This is a genomic window from candidate division TA06 bacterium B3_TA06 (assembly GCA_005223075.1).
In the GTDB taxonomy this organism is placed as follows: domain Bacteria; phylum Hydrothermota; class Tepidihabitantia; order B3-TA06; family B3-TA06; genus B3-TA06.
Map to the genome: position 1 here is coordinate 117041 of NJBO01000005.1, position 18604 is coordinate 135644.

23 protein-coding genes are annotated in these 18604 nt (G+C 49.4%); 21 read left to right on the forward strand and 2 right to left on the reverse strand.

Annotation, left to right across the window (positions count from 1 at the left end):
• Positions 1-183 precede the first annotated feature (183 nt).
• The 19 genes from CEE36_04740 (at position 184) to CEE36_04830 (ending at position 16880) form a co-directional block, all read left to right on the forward strand.
• Entirely contained in the window at positions 184-450 is a 267-nt protein-coding gene (locus CEE36_04740; protein TKJ43342.1) for a hypothetical protein, read from the forward strand.
• A 141-nt stretch (positions 451-591) separates the two neighbouring features.
• Positions 592-1212 carry a hypothetical protein gene (locus tag CEE36_04745; GenBank protein ID TKJ43343.1) on the forward strand — a complete coding sequence of 207 codons (621 nt, stop codon included), beginning with the start codon at positions 592-594 and terminating at the stop codon, positions 1210-1212.
• On the forward strand, positions 1209-2036 hold the full coding sequence (locus CEE36_04750; GenBank protein TKJ43344.1) for an MBL fold metallo-hydrolase: 828 nt from the start codon (positions 1209-1211) through the stop codon (positions 2034-2036). The genes CEE36_04745 and CEE36_04750 overlap by 4 nt, the downstream gene beginning before the upstream one ends.
• Positions 2037-2099: 63 nt before the next feature.
• A complete protein-coding gene (locus tag CEE36_04755) occupies positions 2100-2855 on the forward strand; it encodes a hypothetical protein (GenBank protein ID TKJ43345.1) in 756 nt (251 codons plus the stop codon).
• Between the two features lie 97 nt (positions 2856-2952).
• Positions 2953-3732 carry a hypothetical protein gene (locus tag CEE36_04760; GenBank protein ID TKJ43346.1) on the forward strand — a complete coding sequence of 260 codons (780 nt, stop codon included), beginning with the start codon at positions 2953-2955 and terminating at the stop codon, positions 3730-3732.
• A 12-nt stretch (positions 3733-3744) separates the two neighbouring features.
• Positions 3745-4164, forward strand: coding sequence for a hypothetical protein (locus CEE36_04765; protein ID TKJ43347.1), 420 nt, complete (start codon positions 3745-3747; stop codon positions 4162-4164).
• A gap of 132 nt (positions 4165-4296) precedes the next feature.
• Positions 4297-5256, forward strand: a complete 960-nt coding sequence (locus tag CEE36_04770) for a hypothetical protein (GenBank protein ID TKJ43348.1) — start codon at positions 4297-4299, stop codon at positions 5254-5256.
• Between the two features lie 30 nt (positions 5257-5286).
• A complete protein-coding gene (locus CEE36_04775) occupies positions 5287-6339 on the forward strand; it encodes a hypothetical protein (protein ID TKJ43349.1) in 1053 nt (350 codons plus the stop codon).
• A 203-nt stretch (positions 6340-6542) separates the two neighbouring features.
• A complete protein-coding gene (locus tag CEE36_04780; GenBank protein TKJ43350.1) occupies positions 6543-7094 on the forward strand; it encodes a hypothetical protein in 552 nt (183 codons plus the stop codon).
• Positions 7076-8125, forward strand: coding sequence for a hypothetical protein (locus CEE36_04785; protein TKJ43351.1), 1050 nt, complete (start codon positions 7076-7078; stop codon positions 8123-8125). The genes CEE36_04780 and CEE36_04785 overlap by 19 nt, the downstream gene beginning before the upstream one ends.
• Before the next feature lie 165 nt (positions 8126-8290).
• On the forward strand, positions 8291-8947 hold the full coding sequence (locus CEE36_04790) for a hypothetical protein (GenBank protein ID TKJ43352.1): 657 nt from the start codon (positions 8291-8293) through the stop codon (positions 8945-8947).
• A 383-nt stretch (positions 8948-9330) separates the two neighbouring features.
• The gene (locus tag CEE36_04795) at positions 9331-10128 is read left to right on the forward strand and encodes a hypothetical protein (GenBank protein ID TKJ43353.1); all 798 of its coding nucleotides are present in this window, start codon (positions 9331-9333) and stop codon (positions 10126-10128) included.
• 126 nt (positions 10129-10254) lie between these two features.
• A complete protein-coding gene (locus CEE36_04800; GenBank protein ID TKJ43354.1) occupies positions 10255-10653 on the forward strand; it encodes a hypothetical protein in 399 nt (132 codons plus the stop codon).
• A 236-nt stretch (positions 10654-10889) separates the two neighbouring features.
• A complete protein-coding gene (locus tag CEE36_04805) occupies positions 10890-11597 on the forward strand; it encodes a hypothetical protein (GenBank protein ID TKJ43355.1) in 708 nt (235 codons plus the stop codon).
• A 138-nt stretch (positions 11598-11735) separates the two neighbouring features.
• The gene (locus tag CEE36_04810; protein ID TKJ43356.1) at positions 11736-12638 is read left to right on the forward strand and encodes a hypothetical protein; all 903 of its coding nucleotides are present in this window, start codon (positions 11736-11738) and stop codon (positions 12636-12638) included.
• A gap of 58 nt (positions 12639-12696) precedes the next feature.
• Positions 12697-13056: a hypothetical protein gene (locus CEE36_04815; GenBank protein ID TKJ43357.1), complete on the forward strand. Its 360-nt coding sequence runs from the start codon at positions 12697-12699 to the stop codon at positions 13054-13056.
• Between the two features lie 94 nt (positions 13057-13150).
• The gene (locus CEE36_04820; GenBank protein TKJ43358.1) at positions 13151-14041 is read left to right on the forward strand and encodes a hypothetical protein; all 891 of its coding nucleotides are present in this window, start codon (positions 13151-13153) and stop codon (positions 14039-14041) included.
• A gap of 31 nt (positions 14042-14072) precedes the next feature.
• On the forward strand, positions 14073-16076 hold the full coding sequence (locus CEE36_04825) for a DNA ligase (NAD(+)) LigA (protein ID TKJ43359.1): 2004 nt from the start codon (positions 14073-14075) through the stop codon (positions 16074-16076).
• Between the two features lie 90 nt (positions 16077-16166).
• Entirely contained in the window at positions 16167-16880 is a 714-nt protein-coding gene (locus CEE36_04830; GenBank protein ID TKJ43368.1) for a protein-L-isoaspartate O-methyltransferase, read from the forward strand.
• A 90-nt stretch (positions 16881-16970) separates the two neighbouring features.
• Here the strand turns inward: CEE36_04830 and CEE36_04835 are convergent, their stop codons facing one another.
• Positions 16971-17282, reverse strand: a complete 312-nt coding sequence (locus tag CEE36_04835; GenBank protein TKJ43360.1) for a hypothetical protein — start codon at positions 17280-17282, stop codon at positions 16971-16973.
• A 149-nt stretch (positions 17283-17431) separates the two neighbouring features.
• On the opposite strand from CEE36_04835, the gene CEE36_04840 reads away from it, so the two are divergent.
• The gene (locus tag CEE36_04840) at positions 17432-17599 is read left to right on the forward strand and encodes a hypothetical protein (GenBank protein TKJ43361.1); all 168 of its coding nucleotides are present in this window, start codon (positions 17432-17434) and stop codon (positions 17597-17599) included.
• A 17-nt stretch (positions 17600-17616) separates the two neighbouring features.
• On the opposite strand, the gene CEE36_04845 is transcribed toward CEE36_04840, so the two are convergent.
• Positions 17617-18114 (reverse strand): hypothetical protein, encoded by a 498-nt coding sequence (locus CEE36_04845; protein ID TKJ43362.1) that lies wholly within the window; start codon positions 18112-18114, stop codon positions 17617-17619.
• A 153-nt stretch (positions 18115-18267) separates the two neighbouring features.
• Between CEE36_04845 and CEE36_04850 the strand changes: the two genes are divergently transcribed.
• Positions 18268-18604 (forward strand): IS30 family transposase (locus CEE36_04850; protein TKJ43363.1); only part of this gene is annotated, 337 nt, incomplete at its 3' end.

Sequence of the window (18604 nt, forward strand, 5' to 3'; positions counted from 1 at the left end):
GGATGCGTTATCTGAAGTCTCAATAGGAGGCATTTATGAAGATAGTTGATCCTGCACTATGGTGGAATCTGTCCGTAGGAGGCCTTAAAGACCCCGAGCGCGTGTTGGCAAGGTGCTGAGGGCCGCAGGGTTGACAGATCGGGAGGGGGTAGGTATATTTCAACGAACCTAAAGGAGGGCGTAATGTCTCGTATTAAAAAGAAGCTTCCCTGGTGGGTGAAGCTCTTGCGCTACTTTGGGCGAAGTGTGGTGATTCTCTGGGCCATTTTATTATTACTCTTTGCTGCGATGGAGGCGTTGGAGGCTTCTAACGTATTGGTTTTCATTATTCCTGCTGTAATCATCATAGCCAGCGCCGTTATTCCGTGGATATGGGAAGGAGTAGGGAGCTTCATCGTGTTAGGGGAAGGTCTCTTAATACTGGTTTTGTTCACGATTATATCTAATTAGAGACCTAATATCTTTATGTTTGCAGCAAGCCTACCCTCTTTGGTAGGCGGAGGCCTGTCCCTGGCAAGCTGGCTCGTGACCAGAAAGGCTCCGCCGAGGGAAGCCTGAAGCAGGTGGCTTGACACGCTGGTAGGGGAGGGTATGATATACTGGATGAATGGGATGATTGTCTGGATCAACTTCAGCGTACTGGTTGCATCCACCATTATATTTACTTACTTCTACCTGGCGAGTGTCCGTACAGGAGAGCTTGAGCGCAAGATGGGGGAGAGGGCCTATAGGATCTCCACAGTCAACCGCATCGTTTCGGCCCTTTTTTTGGCCCTCGCCGTAGCCAACTACGTGATCTACATCTTCTATCCTCTTCGGATCCCGGAACTTACCCGCTTTCCCTGGCCTTATTTGGTATCGGCGCTCGCAGGCGGTATTCTTGCAATCCCCTCCATCTATCTCCTGGGTAGGGGCATGATAGATGCGGGTAAAGGTTCACTCATCGTCAGCAAGGACCAGAAGCCCTACGGCGGCATCTACAATTCGATTCGTCACCCTCAGGCAGCAGGTGAGCTTATCTGCTGGTTCGTGCTGGCGTTCTTCTTCAACTCGCCCTTTTTAGCCATCTACTCGGTGGTGTGGATTCCTATCATTATCTGGATATCGTTAGCTGAAGAAAAGGACCTCATCATCCGCTATGGAGATAGTTACAGAGAGTACATGGAGCTTACCGGGTTCTTCCTGCCTAAATGGAGGGGTAGAGAGGTATGAGTCAGGTTGCGACTACAAAGGTCATTCTCCTTGGCACAGGCACCCCGAACGCCGATCCTGACCGCTGGGGACCGGCGCTGGCGATTCTTTCAAATAACCAACCTTACATCGTAGATTTCGGACCCGGAGTGGTCCACCGTGCAGTTGAAGCCGGTATTGACGTTACCAAACTCACCCGGGCGTTCCTCACTCACCTGCACTCCGACCATACCGTAGGTTATCCTGATTTGATCCTCACCCCCTGGGTTCTGGGCCGGGCCGAACCGCTTGAAGTCTACGGGCCGCCGGGTATCAAATACATGACCCAACATATACTTCAGGCTTACAAGGAGGATATCAGGGAGCGCTCGGAAGGTCTTCAGCCGGCGAACGATCAGGGATGGCGGGTTAATGCTCGTGAGATCGAAGCGGGAATCGTTTATAAGGACTCCAACGTTCAGGTGGAAGCTTTTGAGGTAGATCACGGCTCCTGGAGGGCGTTCGGGTATAAGTTCATAACCACAGATAGAACCATCGTTATCTCATCTGATACCGCGCCGACTGAGACCATCGTTGAGAAAGCGAGGGGGTGCGATGTGCTTATCCACGAGGCCTACTCGCTTGCGGGATTTGCAAAACGTCCTGCAGACTGGCAGCGCTACCACTCAAGCGTTCACACCTCATCACGACAACTGGCAGAGATGGCGTCAAAGGCAAGACCGAAACTCCTTATCCTTTACCATCAACTCTTCTGGGGCGTCTCTGAAGAGGAACTCCTTAGAGAGATCACAGAAATCTACGATGGCAAGGTTGTTTCAGGCAAGGACCTTGAGGTCTACCCGTAACACCCGCGGTGTAACACCGGGTAGGGGATAGGTATCTTAATGGCAAGATGAATAGGGCGACTTATGACGCTTGAGGAGTTGCAACGCATCGCTCGTTCCGTGAATGAGCGTCGGGGCTGGGATTTCTCGCGTGTGCGATCCGACCGTGATCCCGTTCCCTGGGACTACACCGACGTTGTGCGCCGCTATCTAGAGCCTTCTGCTCGCGTGCTCGATATCGGCACCGCAGGCGGCGAGATTTTTCTCTCCCTGGCTCCCTGCTTCGGCATCGGGATAGGCATAGATAACGATCCAGCCATGATCCAGGCAGCTTGCGAGAATACGCCGTCATCCTTGACGCACAAGGTTTCTTTCCAAAGGATGCACGCTGAGGTCCTTCGATTCCCCAACAGCTGTTTCGATGTGGTTCTAAACAGACACTCTCCTGTGTTTGCCGGGGAGATCGTTCGCGTGCTTCGCCCTGAGGGTGTTTTTATCACCCAGCAGGTGGGATCAAGAAATACACAGAACATATGTTCCGTGTTCGGGTGCGGACCGGGAGGAGGGTATGAACCTGATCCTTCGCAGGATATAGAGAGATTAGTCGAGGCATTTGTCAAAGCCGGATGCAGGGTTGTGGCTCGTGCATCCTACGACGTTCGTTACTGGTTTCGCGACGTGGAGTCTTTTATATTCTGGCTAAAAGCCATTCCACTTCCAGAGGATTTCGATATAGAAAGGCACTGGCAGGAAGTCGATAAGATAATTACAGAATATTCAACCTCTAAAGGTATTGAAACCAATGAAAATCGGGAGCTTTTGATTATATGGAAACGTTAGAGATGGGAATTACGGTTAGCGGTGTGCTTGCGATTTCAAAGTTCAAATATCTCAGACCCCTCCTAAGCATGTGGATTTTGTTCTTGGGACATCGGGGATGATGATGGAGGAATACGTTTCAAACGACGAATATCCAAGGTATTTTTCAAAACTAGAAGGGTTGCGCGCCAGGATCGCCGCCGATCTACCCCTCGCATCAGACATAAAAGTCCTCGATCTTGCAACAGGTTACGGGTACTTTGCTATAGAGGTGGCGAAGCGCGAGTCCAGCGTGAAGATCATCGGGATAGATGTATCTCAAAGCGATGTCAACGTATTTCGAAGAAACGTTAAGAGACTGGGGTTAGGTGATCGCCTAAAGGTCGTCAGGATGGATGCTACTCAAATGGAGTTCCCGGATGAAGAATTCGATATGGTGATCAATTTCCTCGGGCTTGAGGATATACACATGAGCAGGGAGCGGGAGGGGGTCAAGAGAACATTTAACGAAGTAGCCAGGGTCTTAAAACCAACCGGATACTTCTGCTTTACGGCGATGCCTCCGGAGGAGAGCCAAACCGAGGCGCAGAAGATTGAGGTGGCTTTGTTCTCCTATATCTGCAACTGCGCCTGGCTTGCTGCCAAGGAATACGAAAAGATGCTTGAGGAGAACGGATTTCAACTTCTTGATAAAAAGTCCTACTACACGGGCAAGAAGCTCACTGCGGAACAGGCCAGGCAGGAGATCCGATTTGCCTGCGACAACGTTCCCAAGATCTACGGGGTCCAGACGCCTTCGTTTGAGGAGGTATGGAGGAAGTTTGGAGTAGATATAGAGAAACATGGACTCGGCCATTACTCCAAGGTGGTGTTGTTTGTTGCGCAGGAAGGATTATAGCCAAGAGACGAGATGAGAGATATTCGCTCCTATCCTCTTTTAGATAAATACCGCGAGATTGTGGAAAAGATCAGGATATGCGCACCTCCGGGTTTAACCGAGGAGTGGGGGAGATGCCGGTTCAAGGGAGGCGAGGATTTCAGACTCAACCTGGGTAGGTATCGAGTGATTGAAGTAGCCCCCATGGCCACCCGGATAGCGGTGTTTGCCGAGTGGCGCAAGTTTCTTAGGAATCGAGAGTTATATGTTGACGATCCAGACTTTTCCGCTTTTGAGGACGCATTCGGCTACCTGGGCATAAACGAAAACCTGAATCAGCCGTGGAATATCTATCCTGATACCGATCTTAACGATAGCTATGTAGAGGTGTTTTTAGAAACCGGTATGCGGTTGATAGCGAAGGAGTTAAAAAGGATTCATCCGAAACCGTAGTACACCGGTATTCTTCGGATATTAATCTCGGCTTACTCGAGATTACGGGCGGGTTGACAAGGGCATGCATCTGTGTAGATTTCTGTTTGCCTGGGGAGGCTAAACCGTAATCTCGTATTAGAAGGAGGAGAAATGGCCAAGAAGCTTGAGAACCTTAAGTGGAAGCCCATGTGGGTTACCCATATTGGTTGCATCAAGGGGTGTCTTGATTATCTGGACATGGACGTATCCGACGCCTGGCTTTTCGGTGCCACCGGTCACGCGTTCCTAATCAACATGCACGAGGTGGTCTGTCCCTCAGGACCCACGGCGTGGCACACCGAGATGCTATTCAAACTGGGCAAAAACCTCGGCTATGAGATCGACGGGGTGTTCTCTCATAAAGGAAAACCCGACTTTGAAGAGGCGCGGAAAAAGGCCTGGGAATATATCAAGAAGTCTATTGATGAAGGTATACCCTGTTACGGCTGGGAACTGGCTATCCCTGAGTTTTACGTGATCAACGGCTACGATGAGGAGGGATACCTTTTCTCAGGTCCCTTGCCTGAGCCTGCCAAGATCCCCAAGCCCTGGCAGGAGCTTGCTGCCGGCGACATCGGTGTGATAGAGATGTATTCGGTAAAACCAACAAAACCTGCCGACGATGCCACAACGGTCAAACAGGCCTTTGAGTTCGTGCTTGAGCACGCCAGGAGTCCGAAGAAATGGATATATGATAAGTACAAGGCAGGATTAGAAGGTTTTGATCTCTGGATTGGCGCACTTGAGACTGATACCGCCGATGGGTTCGGTATGGCTTACAACGCGGCAGTATGGCTTGAGTGCAGGGCTTATGCTGTTGGGTTCCTTAAAGAGGCAAAGGAGCGCCTGGATGATAAACTCGCACCTCTGTTTGATGAAGCGATTGCTCACTACGATAAGGTTGCCCGGAATCTGAAAAGGGTTGAGGAGTTTTTTCCATTCGTTACCCGTAAACTGGAGCACATTCAGGACGAGGCACGAAGAAACAAGGCAATTGAGGCACTCAAAACGGCCCGTGCAGCCGAGGAGAAAGGACTCGAGACTTTACAGAAGATAGTTGATCAACTTTAAGTTCTGATCGATTAACCAAAGGAGGCAGTCATGAAGAAGTTTGGGTTGCTGCTGGTGTGTGCGTTGCTCATATTCACCGGGTTAGTTGCCAAGAAGAAAAAGTCAGAGCCGGTGATGCTCGAACACCTTAGCTGGAAGCCCTTCTGGACCACCCACATGGGATGCATCAAGGGTTGTCTTGACTATCTGGAGATGGACTTATCCGACGCCTGGCTGGTTGGAGCCTCGGGGCATGCTTTCGTGATCAACGTCCACGAAACACTCTGCCCGTCTGGTCCTACCGCATGGGTTACGGAAAAGATGATCGATTTGGCCAAGAACGTCGGCTACACATTCGAAGGCATTACGGCGTATATGAGTGACACCAATTCTGCCGAGGTGCAGAAACAAGCCTGGGACATGGTACGCACCGCCATCGATGAAGGATATCCTTGCTACGGTTGGGAGCTTAACATCCCCGAGTATTTTGTAATCACCGGCTACGACGACGTCGGCTACTACTATTCGGGAACCATAATGGAAAACTATAAGATGCCTATGCCCTGGGATGACTTGGCTGAAACCGAGATCGGCTGGCTTGAGGTATACGTGGTCAAACCCGGAGAAGCTAAAGACGACCGCACCACCGTGAAAGAAGCGCTGGAGTTTGCACTCGAGATCTCCGAGAGTCCTGATAAGTGGATATTCGAGGGATACAAGGCAGGTCCCGAGGCTTACGATCTCTGGATAACCGCGCTGGAGAACGATACTATCTTCAAGATAGAGGAAGCTGCTCACGGGTTCAAGTACAACACCATGGTGTGGCTGGAGTGCCGGTCCGAGGCGACCTGGTTTCTGGAGGAGGCAAAAGATCGTTTGAATGACCCCGAACTCGATCCTCTTTTCGACGAAGCAATCACGCACTACCGTCAGGTAACCCGCAGCCTCAAAAAAGTTGAGGAGCTTTACCCGTGGCACACCTCCAAGCCCGGCTTCTTTACCGATGAGGCGCGGCTAGAGAAGACGATAGAGGCGCTTCGAGTCGCTCGCGACGCAGAGGCGGGCGGGCTGAAATCGCTAGAGAAAATAGTGAGCAAACTTTGATCAAAGGAGACTGAGTTTTCTTAACCGCGTGTTAGGGTGTTACGGGTTCTTGCAGTTCGCTCACCTCAATGCCTTGGGCACTTCGCAAAGCCCGAAAACGTTAGGCGCAAGTTGGCTGCGGGTGTTACGGGTTGACAAAGTGCGATAGACGTGCATAATCGAGCGTTGGCGAACCGAGGTTTTGCGGCTTTACGAGCCATTAGATGAAATTGCGGGCTTGGAGACTAACTATAACAAATACAGGACATAAGTTGATCAAGCAATTTGACCGGATAGAAACCCTTTTGGAATCACTAGGAATTGATGCCGAGTCGTTCCTAAGTTTTGTCGAATGGGCACTATCAGAACAGTTAGTTGAAATCCTGTCTAAGATTGAGGACCTTCAGAAGAAAGGCTACTTCATGAGCAGAGATTCGCTAAAGCAATTCAGAGACTTACTACGATATAGAACAGGCAGGGAATGGTCTACTCATGATTTGGATCTTCTTTTTAATGCAGTTAAGAATAGATTAGAGAAGCACTTTAGGGAATCTGTTGCATACGGTGAATATTTGAAGTTACTGTGGACGACGCCTCATCGGTGTGTGAAATGTGGAAAAGAACCACCTGAGGTTGACCTGCATATTGACCATATTATCCCCGTATCGCTGGGTGGTCCCTCAAAAAGGCATAACATTCAGTTTCTTTGCGAAGAGTGCAATCTTAGAAAATCCAACAAGTTAGAAGGAGGTAAACCATGGCTGGATTTGCTGTAACTGCTCATGTGTTAAGGCAAAAGGGTTATGATTTGTATCTTTTCCCTATGAACTCACGTGAGTTGAGACGTCTTTGTTACGTTACACCTAGAAGCCATGATAATCCAAAAGAGGTGCAACGTATCTTAGACCCTAAAAGAGCTAAAGAAATCGGGGAGTATATTAAGGAAGACACTTCCATTCTTCCCAATGCAATTGTGGTAAGTCTAACTTCCAGTGTAAGTATTTCTCCTACGGGCAAGAGCGAGGAAGTGGTTATTCAGTTCCCCGATGAAGAGGGAAAGTATGCTTATATCCTTGATGGACAACACCGTCTTGCCGGGTTTGAACATAGTAATGGAATCGAATTCGATCTTCCTGTAATTGCTCTCTATGATGCAGATGAACATCTTCGGGGGAAGGTGTTTGCGGACATAAATGGTAAACAGGTTAAGGTGACAGATGTGCATGTCCTCGAACTCTATTATCAGATTAAAGAACTACCACCTGAGGAATCTGCAACAATGGATGTTGTTCATCGATTAGCAGAGGATAACGATTCCCCTCTTAAAGGAAAGATAAAGCTTCTGGATGATGATAAGGGATGCTGGGTAACGAATAGACATATAAAAAGATGTCTAGCTCCACATACGGAAAGCGGAGGTGTGCTCTACGCAAAAACAGCTGCTGCTCAGGCTCAGATTGTCAAAGAATTCCTAAAAGGTGTTCAAAAGATGTGGCCTGAAGCTTGGGGTAACAATAGTGACTACATGCTTACTAAAGCGATGGGCATTGAAATAATCCTAAGTATCTTTGCAGCCACTAAACACCGTTGTGATCTAAACGAGGGTCGCCAATACACCGCAGAAACCTTTCAGCGTCAGCTTGAACCATTGAGAAATTGTCAGATTGAAATTCCAGGGTTTGGTAAACGGCCTCCTCTTACTTGGGGAAAAGGGCCATTTGGCCTTTTATCTAACAAAGCCGGAAAGGTGCTCATTCAGAGGCAATTGGTTAATTATCTAAGACAAGCCGATGAGCTGGAAGAATAATCAAAAAACCAACTAGCAACTTAGTCTAATACGCTATTTACGGGTCATTTCACTCACCCAAACGTCTTCGGCACTTCGCAGACACGGAAGTGTTACGGGTGTGTTACGGGGTGTTGCGTGTGTTACGGCTGTTAGGCGAAAACACACAAGAAAAGGAGAATTATTATGGAACCATACGTGACAAGCAAATCACTTAAAGCAAAGACACAACTCTGGCTCGAAAGGATCGCGCCCTTCAATCAGCATCAGATGCGGCTTAACCTCGATAAGGCGGCTCTTCTTGTTATCGATATGCAGCGCTTTTTCCTGGAGCAGGCTTCTCCCACCTTCACTTGTGGTGGGCTTGCTATTCTTCCAACACTTAAACGACTCATTGCTTCTTTTCGAGAAGCGGACCGCCCGGTGGTTTACGTCCGACACGTTCATCACCCAAATCGTCTTGATGCCGGTATTATGGGGTGGTGGTGGGAGGGAATGTGTCTTGAAGGGAGTCCAGAGAGCGAAGTGCAAGAAGACATCACCCCGCTGTCTAACGAGAAAGTCATTTGTAAACATCGCTACTCGGCGTTCTACAATACGGATTTGGAGACCGTGCTGCGATGCCTCAAGATAGAAGACCTTGTTATTTCCGGCATTATGACCAATATGTGTTGCGAATCCACAGCGCGTGACGCTTACTACCGGGACTATCGTGTGTTCTTTCTTGCTGATGGCACCGGAACTATCAACGAGGAGATGCATCTGGCGAGTTTGCTCAATCTCGCTTTCGGGTTTGCGTTCGTGACAACCGCCGATGGGGTTATACAACAGCTGCAGAAGTAGGCGAGAAGATCGTGTGCCTTTACCTGACAGCGTGTTTCCGGTTAGTTCGCCTAAATGTTTTGTCAAGGCGGTGTCAACCGCTCTAGTGATTCGTCATTGCGAGGAGCGTTCACCTCCGAAGGAGGTACGCGACGAATCACCGAAGGGCGAACGCAGGGAGCAATCTCATAGCACCGCCATTTTATAACGTAGAGGTGCGGAATCGCCACGCTACCTTCGGTGGCTCGCGATGACACCTCCGCCTTTGTCCTCCACCATCAAGGGGGAGGAGATAATGCGTGTGCTTCGTGGCTTTCAGCCGCTCGCAATGATATTTTGTTCACTTGACGACGCCTAACTCAAGTGTATATTTAACGGTGAACACAAACCCCAAGGAGGTTGATGTGAAAAAGTTGGTAATAAAGGATGTTACCAGGGAGAACGTAGACGAGATGGTTCGCATCTGCGTTCCGCCGGACAAAAGAGAGCACCCGCTCTTTGTGGAAGGAATGAATATAATGAAGCGATGGGCTTTTGGGGTTATAGAAAAATACCCAAGCCTTGGCAAGCTGGCTTACATGGACTCCAGAGCTGTGGGTATGATCCAGTGTGTGCCGAATCCAGAAGAGAGATTGGTTGAAATACGATGTATCTTTGTTCGGCAAAAAGAAAACCTCAGGAAAGGGGTAGGTAGAGCACTCCTAAGAGCCCTCATAGATGATATGAAAGAGCCGAAATCCTACTTCGACAACGATACCCCACTTGCTCTTGTGACAACGGCATTTGAGGTCTGGGGAACCTATCCTCAGCATGAGTTCTATGAGAAAATGGGGTTTATGCGGGCAAAAGCGGACGATCCTTTTCTGCTTTACTATCCGATCAAGGAAGGCTACGCCTACGTTCCCAAAGAAGAACCTTTCAATCCTCAAAAAGAGGATGAGGGAAAGGCATTGATCTTCTACAAGCCGTCCTGCCCCTTCTCGATATATTTCTCTGAGATGATAAAGGAATCCATCAAGGAGGTAGCGCCGGATATTCCAATCAGGATGGTGAATAGATTTGAGGAGGCAGAGGAGGTCAGGAAGAGAGGATCTGTCCCTGCATGTATGGTGAACAAGAAACCTATCCAATCCTTCGTCTTCGACAAGACAGGCTTTCAAAAGGAGGTCAAGGAGGCACTCAAACATGATGAGAAACCTTGATAATGCCTCTTGATCGAGCAGAGTGTCTTGCGGCTTCGCAAACACGCAAAACGTTAAGCAAATATCAAAAGAAAGGAGATAAGAACATGAATTCATCGGACAGGCAGAAAGAAAATAGTAGGCATAATGAAAGAGAACTGCCTGCATGCGTATCTCGCCACGTGCGATGGCGACCAGCCAAGGGTGCGGCCGGTATCGCCGATAGTGGAAGATGATATGTCCATCTGGGTGACCACCTTCGCAAGCTCCAGAAAAGTCAAGCAGATAAAAGCAAATCCCAAGATCTCGCTTGCCTTTGTGGAACAGCCTACTGGCGAGAAAGCAGCTGTGGTCATCGGTGAAGCTCAAATAATTCCGGATTTAGCGGAGAAAAAGAGGGTATGGAAGCTGGCGACTTTCGATTTATCGCAGTACTTTCCGGATGGACCGGAGTCTCGTGATTTTTGCCTGTTGAAGATCGTCATCAAAAAGATCGAATGGAGAGATAGCTTGACAGGTGAAACTAATATCTATGAACCGGTTTAGCGACAGGCAGAGGTATAGGCGCGGAAAGATGTTATACCACTTCGCAAACACGCCGGGCCTCAGGCGCATGTCAGTTGCGGAGTTGACAGAGGGCGATCGAGGTGCATAATGGAATGAAGGCAAACACGAGGTTTTGGTAACTTCGCGCCTACGATATGTCACAAGTCCGCAAGCCGTTAGAGGGAATAGCAGTCCCTTTAACAAAGAGTTCCACTTTGTGGAGTAAGGAGACCTGGATGCTAGTGATGGAATTTGAAATAGTTAAGCAAGTTGTTGAAAGCAAGCCCCGAACAGCTGTAAAACCGCGGGAATTCTTTATAGCTTGGTCTGGGGTTTCAACTTTAGCCTATCAAGGATTCACAAGACCCTTACTGGGTATAAAGAGAGAGCTTGAACAAAAGATTCCAGGAATCAAGCCAGAGAATCCAGGAAGCAAATGGCCTAAGACAACATTGGGGGCATTACGGGATGATAGACAATTGTCATGGGTGGATCTGAACATACTTCGTGATATCTGCAACAATCTCAACCAGCAAATCGATGGGAGCAAAATTATTTTACCTATCCACCAACTTGAAGTAGTAATTTTCCAGTGCAGAAGTCTAGAGAAACGATTGATAACTTATCCGATTGAATTAAATTCCAAGGAATACGATGAAGAAGTAAATGGACAACATAAAGAAAATGATGTAGATAAGGTTATGGACCAGTTCCATGAAACTCGCCTTGCAGGATATTGGTCAGATGTTTCGAGACCAGGAAACAGAGAAAGCCATTATCGAATGCTTCACATAGAATCGACGCTAATCTATGACTTGCCCCCTCCAAAGAATCAACCTACTTATATCGATACTTTTATAGAAGAGGTTGAAAAAAGGCTTCCCGGTCTATACTGCTGGTTTGCTCCAGAAAGCAGACATATGACGGTGCGAGCGCTTTCATGAAATCTACACAAATCACCACATATACTTCCTCTAACAGAGGGTATCTAGCTGTGTGCCTTCGGCATATCGCAAACACGTGAGGCGGTATCCGAGATCGCCGTGGACGATTTTTATAAGCCTGCAAATCTAAGGTGAGATATGGAACTCGAGCCGAAACCCCCGTTCGATTTTAATCTGACCGCAACTCGTATGCATCTCATGCCTCCAGCCAGATATTCCGATGGAACCTTCACCAGAATCCTAAGGCTTGAGTCCGAGAGACTTGTTTATGTTTCTGTCAAATCTGGTGAATCTATAGATGACCCAGTGCTATTCATCTCTGTAAAGCCGAAGGTTAACGAGCGTGTCCAAAAAGAAATCAGAGATAAGATAGCTTTCATGTTCAGCATAGGGGACGATCTGACAGGGTTCTATTCTGTCGCCAGGAGGGACCCGATCTTAAAACATGCGATAAAAGATTTGTATGGACTTAAGATCCAAACCACCCCCACCCTGTTTGAGGGACTGGTCACAGGCTTTTGTTTGCAGTGGGTTTCTTTTCAGAGGGGTGTGGAGATGATGGATTGTTTGATCAAAAGATACGGGGAGCAGGTGAATGACTGCTACGCTTTCCCCACACCCCAGGCCCTGGCTGAGGCGACGTTAAAGGAGCTTAAAGAATGCAAGCTCGGTTTTCGAACCGAGCGCATAAGATGGATCGCCGAGGAGGTTACAAAGGGCTTGGATCTGGAGGAATTAAAATCCTTGCCAGATGATCAACTGAAAGAAAAGCTCATGAAGGTAAAGTGGATTGGCGAGTGGACAGCCGAGGCTACGCTCCTTTGGAGATTCAAAAGATACAGTGCTTTTCCTCTGGATCTGTGGAGTTCAAGGATTTTTCAGACATTCTATCCGGAACTCAAAGATAAGACATTAAATGAGATCAAAAAATTTGCACAGGATAGATGGGGTAGATATAGAGGGCTCGCTTATTATTACCTGATGTGTGATAGAAAAAAACTCGCCCAGAAGTTAGATGTGGAATTAGGATGGAATTCATAGTCCCTTCGCAAACACACAAGCTGTTATACTTCATGGCCTTAATGAGAGGAGGTTGAAGATGAAGACCTGGAAAGGGGTCGTGATCGCTGAAGGGTTGAGCGACCCCACACTGATCAACAAACTTTCCGTTTACAAGGCGGAGATCACAAGAGACGGCATCCCCATCGACTACGAAGGAAACCTGGGGAGATGGCACATCTACTACGTAAGGTGTTCACGTAAGGAGATCAATCGCCTGCAATCTTACATCCTGAACGGCTGGTATGCGCATTTCTGGAACGAAGCCAAGATTATAGTCGTCTACGATGACAAACAGTTCGAGCTTGATAGAAATGATAAGAGTACGTGGAGTGATGCGATAGAACATGGGAAGGCTCAGGGAATACCGGAAAACGAGCTTGGCTTTCCCACGGATTAAGGCCAGCGTATCCTGACTTCGTCTATATTCGATGGGTTAGAAAGCCTCGGCTTGACTTATCCACAGAGAGGCGCAATATTTGAATATGGAGGAGATGAAAGTCCGTAAAGTAGTTCCCACTGACAAACAGGCAATGCTGACTTCGTTCAAGCCGCTATTTGGTGATTGGGACTACCTGCCTCTGGTTATAGATGATTGGCTGTCGCCTTCGACCAAGGAATTAACCTGGGTGGTTAAATCTGGCTCCATGTTGATTGCCATGGGGCAGGCACTTGAGCTGGAGCCAGGCGAGTGGTATCTGCACGGTCTACGTTCCAACCCCAAGACCAGCCTTTTCCAGATAGGATGCGCCATACTGGGTATGAAGCGAGTAATCCAGAAGGAGCTTGAAGCAAGGGGTGCAAGGACTCTGAGATACGGAACCCTTCCCTGGTTTCAGCAAAGCCTGCGGATGGGAGCGTTGTTTGGCTTCAAGGAACACTTTCGCCTGGGACATCGCGGACACCCTTTGCCTGAGATACCCGATGAGGCCGAAGGAATTAAGGTAGATGTTCCGGAGGAACCTTCGTCACTTCTGAAGTATTTCAGAGAAAGTTCCACCTTAAAACCGGTTGAAGGATATTTCTTTACCTGGTGGGATACGCGCCAGCTAAGAGAGAAACACCTGGTCGAAGCCGGAAGCCAAAGTCTTCTTTTCACTGCAATGAAAGGCCGTCAGATGGTTGGAGCCGCCATGTTCTGGCATATCCCCTGGCAGAAATTCTTAGTACTCTCCATTATGGAGGGAACTGATCAGGGGTTGAAGGCCTTGTATAAAGCAGGAGTTAGTGCCGCCCGTCGATTGGAATGCAACTCTATCGGCATGGTGCATCCTTCTCTTGAGGAGATGCACCGTCGGCAAGAACTCTTCGGGTTGGAAACTTACGGCTGCCACACAGTGCAGTTGATATACCACCTTTACGACACACAAATACGAAAGGGTTGACAGAGCGTAGGGTTGCTCGTATGCTTAACGTATGGACAAGGACGATGCTCGCCGCCAGATAGAAAAACTGCGAGAGAAGATCAACTACCACAACCACCGCTACTATGTTCTGGCCGACCCAGTGATCTCCGATGCCGAGTACGACGCGTTGATGAAGCGTCTTGCGGATCTGGAGAAGGAGTTTCCCGATCTCGTTACACCTGATTCACCCACCCGGCGCGTAGGCGGGCAACCCCTGGAGGGCTTCGAGCAGGTTCGTCACGAGGTGCGGATGATGAGCCTGGACAACACCTATTCAAAAGAAGAGCTTGCTGAATTTGACCGCAGGGTCAGGCAGGCGGTAGGGGATCAGGTATACGTTGTCCAGCAGAAGATAGACGGTGTTGCAGTCAGCCTGCGATACGAAGACGGGGTCTTTACTAGAGGTGTAACCCGTGGCGACGGTCTCACTGGCGATGATATTACCGCCAACCTGCGTACCGTAAAGTGGATCCCATTGAAGTTGCTCGAAGGGCCTTTATCCAAAGGGGTGCTGATAGTCAGGGGAGAGGTCTACATGCCCAAAGATGAGTTTGAGCGCATCAACAAAGAGAGAGACGAGCAGGGGCTTGATGTGTTCGCCAACCCCCGCAACTGTACCGCAGGAAGCCTCAAACTCCTTGACTCCCGCCAGGTGGCTAAACGTAAGCTTGCTTTCATGACGCACTCGCCCCTGCGGCCTGAGGGATGGAAGTCAGACTCGCTATACGATCTGCTTGAGGCAATAAAACAAGCAGGAATCCCGATCATTCCCAATATGTGCTGCTGCGAGAATCTGGATGAGGTAATCCGCTATATAGAGGACTGGGAGGAGAAGCGCCACGACGTGGGATATGCCGTAGACGGCGTGGTCATAAAGGTTGATTCCATCTCTGCCCAGGCAGAGCTCGGTCACACCGCAAAGTCGCCGCGCTGGTCGGTGGCGTATAAGTATCAGCCGGAACAGGCGACCACGAAGCTTTTAGATATCCAGCTCAACGTAAGCCGGACAGGTTCGGTCAACCCTGTTGCAATACTTGATCCTGTCTTCATCTCAGGCACCACCGTTTCAAGGGCAGGCCTGTTTAACGAAAACGAGATAAAGCGCAAGGATCTGCGAATCGGCGACTGGGTGCTTGTAGAGAAGGGTGGCGAGATCATCCCCCAGGTGATAAAGTCCATACCTGAGCGCCGCGACGGTTCAGAGCGCGAGTTCCGCATGCCTGAGCGCTGTCCGGTATGCGGTTCTGAGCTTGAACGATACGAGGGCGAGGTGGCCTGGCGCTGCATCAACCGGGATTGTCCGGCCATACTCAAGGCATCGCTGGCTTTATATGCATCCAGAGGAGCCGCCGATATCGAAGGGATGGGATACATGCTCATCGTGCAGCTGGTGGATAAAGGTCTGGTAAAGAGCATCGCCGACATCTACGATCTGACCAGAGAAGAGTTGATTGCGCTCGAGCGGATGGGTGCCAAGTCGACCGACTACCTCCTTAGGGGGATAGAAGGGAGCAAGCACCGTCCGTTCGAGCGCATCCTTTTCGGGTTAGGCATAAGGTTCGTGGGCGCCACCGGTGCCCGGGCGCTGGTCGGACATTTCAGTGACATCGATGAGCTGATGGATGCCGATATCGACGAGCTATCAGAGATTGAAGGCATCGGCCCTGTAACCGCGCAGAGCATAAGGGATTTCTTTGATAATTCCCGCAACCTTGAGCTTATCGAACGACTGCGCAAGGCAGGGGTGAACTTTTCCACTGAAACGATCGAGGTTACCGATCAGAGCTTTGCCGGACTTTCATTCGTGTTCACCGGCGGGCTTGAGAAGATGAGCCGGGAAAAAGCAGGTCAGGAGGTCTTAAAGCGCGGCGGAAAGGTCTCCTCATCGGTTTCGAAAAAAACCGACTACGTCATAGCAGGCGTCGACCCAGGCTCAAAGTTTAAGAAGGCCAATGGATTAGGTGTAAAGATCATATCCGAAGAGGAGTTCCTAAAGCTCCTCGAGGGCAAATAAGTTGAGAAACTACGTGAGGATGTTATGCTATCCGCAAGAAAATCAGGGGCTTATGTGTTTGTCTGGATCGTGGGGTTGGCTGTGTGTGTTATGGGTGTTACGGGTGTTACGGGTGTTATGGGTACGGGGTGTGGAGGGAAGATGAAAGGGGAAGAACGTCCCGATCCTTATCAGACTGCGCGTGAGCAGATGGTAAGGGTGCAGCTTGAGGCCAGGGACATCACCGATGAACGGGTGCTTACCGCGTTTCGCAAGGTGCCACGTCATGTCTTTGTCCCGGATTCCTATCAAACAAGCGCTTACGGCGATTTTCCACTTCCCATAGGCGAGGACCAGACCATCTCCCAGCCCTATATGGTGGCGTTGATGACTCAGCTTCTGGAGCTTAAGGGTACAGAAAAGGTGCTTGAGGTAGGCACCGGCTCAGGCTACCAGGCCGCGATCCTTGGCGAGCTGGCAGCCGAGGTATACACGATAGAGCTTCTTTCCGGGCTTGCCGAGACCGCTGAGAAGCGCCTTGATTCGCTCGGATACACCAATGTGCACGTGAAGGCGGGCGACGGGTATCTCGGCTGGCCTGAGGCCGCACCGTTTGAGGGAATCATAATCACCTGCGCGCCGAAAAAGCTTCCCCAGCCTCTTGTGGAACAACTTGCGATAGGGGGGAGGCTTGTGGTTCCCATCGGCCCTCAACACCGCGCTCAGACCTTGACTATCTACACCAAGCAAGATACGGGCCTGGCTAAACGCTACGAGGGCGGCTGCTACTTCGTGCCCATGCGCGGGATGATAGAGAAGGATTAGTTGCTCCAACGTTCTGTGTCTACAAAAACGATCCTGACGCATCCTTCTATGTTTCTTGAGATACTGTAGGGGCAAGGCATGCCTTGCCCTCTACAAGTATTGTAGCACAGGCTGGAGAGCCTGTGCTACACGGACTCTGTTGTGTCCTCCGTCATCAATCTCCACAACCAGCTTAGCTCCATGACAATAAAAGTCAACTATGTACTTATTAATAGGATGTTGACGTCTGAATTTGGCTCCTAATAAACGACGGTTTCTAAGACACGTCCATATTTTTGCTTCTGTGGTTGTTTGTCTCTTTCGTAGCATTCGACATAATCTAAGTATTCTCGCAGGGAGAATCTTACCCTCACCCTTTATCCCTCTCCCAGAGGGAGAGGGAATCTTAGAATCCGCCACCATATTCCTAGGATACCTGTAAGTTGCTTTTAGTCAACACTGCAATCCCACCTTGTTGTTGATATCGTAGAGGCAAGGCATGCCCTGTTCTCGAAGGAAGATTGATAATTGACATCCGTCCGAATCTCCGTATCACTCGAAAAGGAGGGCCGATGATAGGAGTAAAGAACCAGGAGGAGTTCAAGAAAGAGGTGCTGGGGATTGAGGTGCCGGTCGTGGTTGACTTCCGGGCAAGCTGGTGCCAGCCCTGCAAGATACCGGGTCCGATCTTTCTGCCGATTACTAGGGCGGCTGCTACTTCCTGCTCATGCGGGGAATGATTGAAGAGAAGTAGTATCTATGGCCTTGGGATAGCGAAGTCTACGCTGATCTGAAACGACCTTAAAGAATCATATAGAACTCGATACGCGACGGAATCGTTTATCTCCCAGTTTCTTGGCGACCAGGTCTTAAACCATTCGAAGAAGAGATAACCCTGTAACTTACAAAGATAAAGATAATAGCAATCAGATGACTTGCCGGCGGCTTCGAGCGAATCATAGGTATTATACATCCACGAACGCATGCTGGTGCTCCACCACCTGTCACTCATATCAGGAAAGGAATCCTTAACCGCCTGGTAGTAAGCCCAACGGGCGGCCTCAAGGATATCAATCTCCTCGGCGGTAAGGGATCCAAGAAGGATCGTGGAGTCGAAGACGAAGATCTGCAGGGAATCAACTTCAGGTCGCCCGATATCTTGCCTGACCTCTTCAGGGGTAGGCCATTCACTTCTAACCTCCTGCCTCGGAGCACACGCTAAAGCGACCATAGAAAGAAGGATAAGCCGTTTCATGGTATCCTCCTATCTATATTAGTATAGTAAAGTAAACGGGCGTGTCAAGGTGGGTAACCTGAGGTATTGCAAATTTCAAATTGTAAATCGTGGGTTCAATAATGAAGTGCAACACCTTGGAAAGCGAGAGGGATTTCGTTATTCTGAGGACGTATGCACTCAAGATACCAACATCTTGGACTGAAGGAGCGTGAGGTGATAGATACGATGCGTAGAGACGGGCGATCTATACGAGAGATGGGCCGTGTTTTAGGCAGGAGTCCCTCTACCATCTCGCGTGAGTTGCGGCGCAACCCCTCGCCTACCTACGACTTTTACATAGACCATCGTGCTCAGGTACGAGCGGATAAGCGCAGGTCAAAGGCAAGCCGCAGGATGCGATTAAAGAGCAAGGTGATCAGGGGTTACGTGGTGTCCAAGCTCACCCAGGACTGGTCGCCTGAGCAGATATCGGGCAGGATAGAGATAGACCATCCGGGTATATCCATCA

What these genes read in the sequence shown, in the direction of transcription:
- CEE36_04740 (TKJ43342.1), top strand. Translation starts at nt 184, where the DNA reads ATGTCTCGTATTAAAAAGAAGCTTCCCTGGTGGGTGAAGCTCTTGCGC.
- CEE36_04745 (TKJ43343.1), top strand. Translation starts at nt 592, where the DNA reads ATGATATACTGGATGAATGGGATGATTGTCTGGATCAACTTCAGCGTA.
- CEE36_04750 (TKJ43344.1), top strand. Translation starts at nt 1,209, where the DNA reads ATGAGTCAGGTTGCGACTACAAAGGTCATTCTCCTTGGCACAGGCACC.
- CEE36_04755 (TKJ43345.1), top strand. Translation starts at nt 2,100, where the DNA reads ATGACGCTTGAGGAGTTGCAACGCATCGCTCGTTCCGTGAATGAGCGT.
- CEE36_04760 (TKJ43346.1), top strand. Translation starts at nt 2,953, where the DNA reads ATGATGATGGAGGAATACGTTTCAAACGACGAATATCCAAGGTATTTT.
- CEE36_04765 (TKJ43347.1), top strand. Translation starts at nt 3,745, where the DNA reads ATGAGAGATATTCGCTCCTATCCTCTTTTAGATAAATACCGCGAGATT.
- CEE36_04770 (TKJ43348.1), top strand. Translation starts at nt 4,297, where the DNA reads ATGGCCAAGAAGCTTGAGAACCTTAAGTGGAAGCCCATGTGGGTTACC.
- CEE36_04775 (TKJ43349.1), top strand. Translation starts at nt 5,287, where the DNA reads ATGAAGAAGTTTGGGTTGCTGCTGGTGTGTGCGTTGCTCATATTCACC.
- CEE36_04780 (TKJ43350.1), top strand. Translation starts at nt 6,543, where the DNA reads ATGAAATTGCGGGCTTGGAGACTAACTATAACAAATACAGGACATAAG.
- CEE36_04785 (TKJ43351.1), top strand. Translation starts at nt 7,076, where the DNA reads ATGGCTGGATTTGCTGTAACTGCTCATGTGTTAAGGCAAAAGGGTTAT.
- CEE36_04790 (TKJ43352.1), top strand. Translation starts at nt 8,291, where the DNA reads ATGGAACCATACGTGACAAGCAAATCACTTAAAGCAAAGACACAACTC.
- CEE36_04800 (TKJ43354.1), top strand. Translation starts at nt 10,255, where the DNA reads ATGAAAGAGAACTGCCTGCATGCGTATCTCGCCACGTGCGATGGCGAC.
- CEE36_04805 (TKJ43355.1), top strand. Translation starts at nt 10,890, where the DNA reads ATGCTAGTGATGGAATTTGAAATAGTTAAGCAAGTTGTTGAAAGCAAG.
- CEE36_04810 (TKJ43356.1), top strand. Translation starts at nt 11,736, where the DNA reads ATGGAACTCGAGCCGAAACCCCCGTTCGATTTTAATCTGACCGCAACT.
- CEE36_04815 (TKJ43357.1), top strand. Translation starts at nt 12,697, where the DNA reads ATGAAGACCTGGAAAGGGGTCGTGATCGCTGAAGGGTTGAGCGACCCC.
- CEE36_04820 (TKJ43358.1), top strand. Translation starts at nt 13,151, where the DNA reads ATGAAAGTCCGTAAAGTAGTTCCCACTGACAAACAGGCAATGCTGACT.
- CEE36_04825 (TKJ43359.1), top strand. Translation starts at nt 14,073, where the DNA reads ATGGACAAGGACGATGCTCGCCGCCAGATAGAAAAACTGCGAGAGAAG.
- CEE36_04830 (TKJ43368.1), top strand. Translation starts at nt 16,167, where the DNA reads ATGGGTGTTACGGGTGTTACGGGTGTTATGGGTACGGGGTGTGGAGGG.
- CEE36_04835 (TKJ43360.1), bottom strand. Translation starts at nt 17,282, where the DNA reads ATGGTGGCGGATTCTAAGATTCCCTCTCCCTCTGGGAGAGGGATAAAG.
- CEE36_04840 (TKJ43361.1), top strand. Translation starts at nt 17,432, where the DNA reads ATGATAGGAGTAAAGAACCAGGAGGAGTTCAAGAAAGAGGTGCTGGGG.
- CEE36_04845 (TKJ43362.1), bottom strand. Translation starts at nt 18,114, where the DNA reads ATGAAACGGCTTATCCTTCTTTCTATGGTCGCTTTAGCGTGTGCTCCG.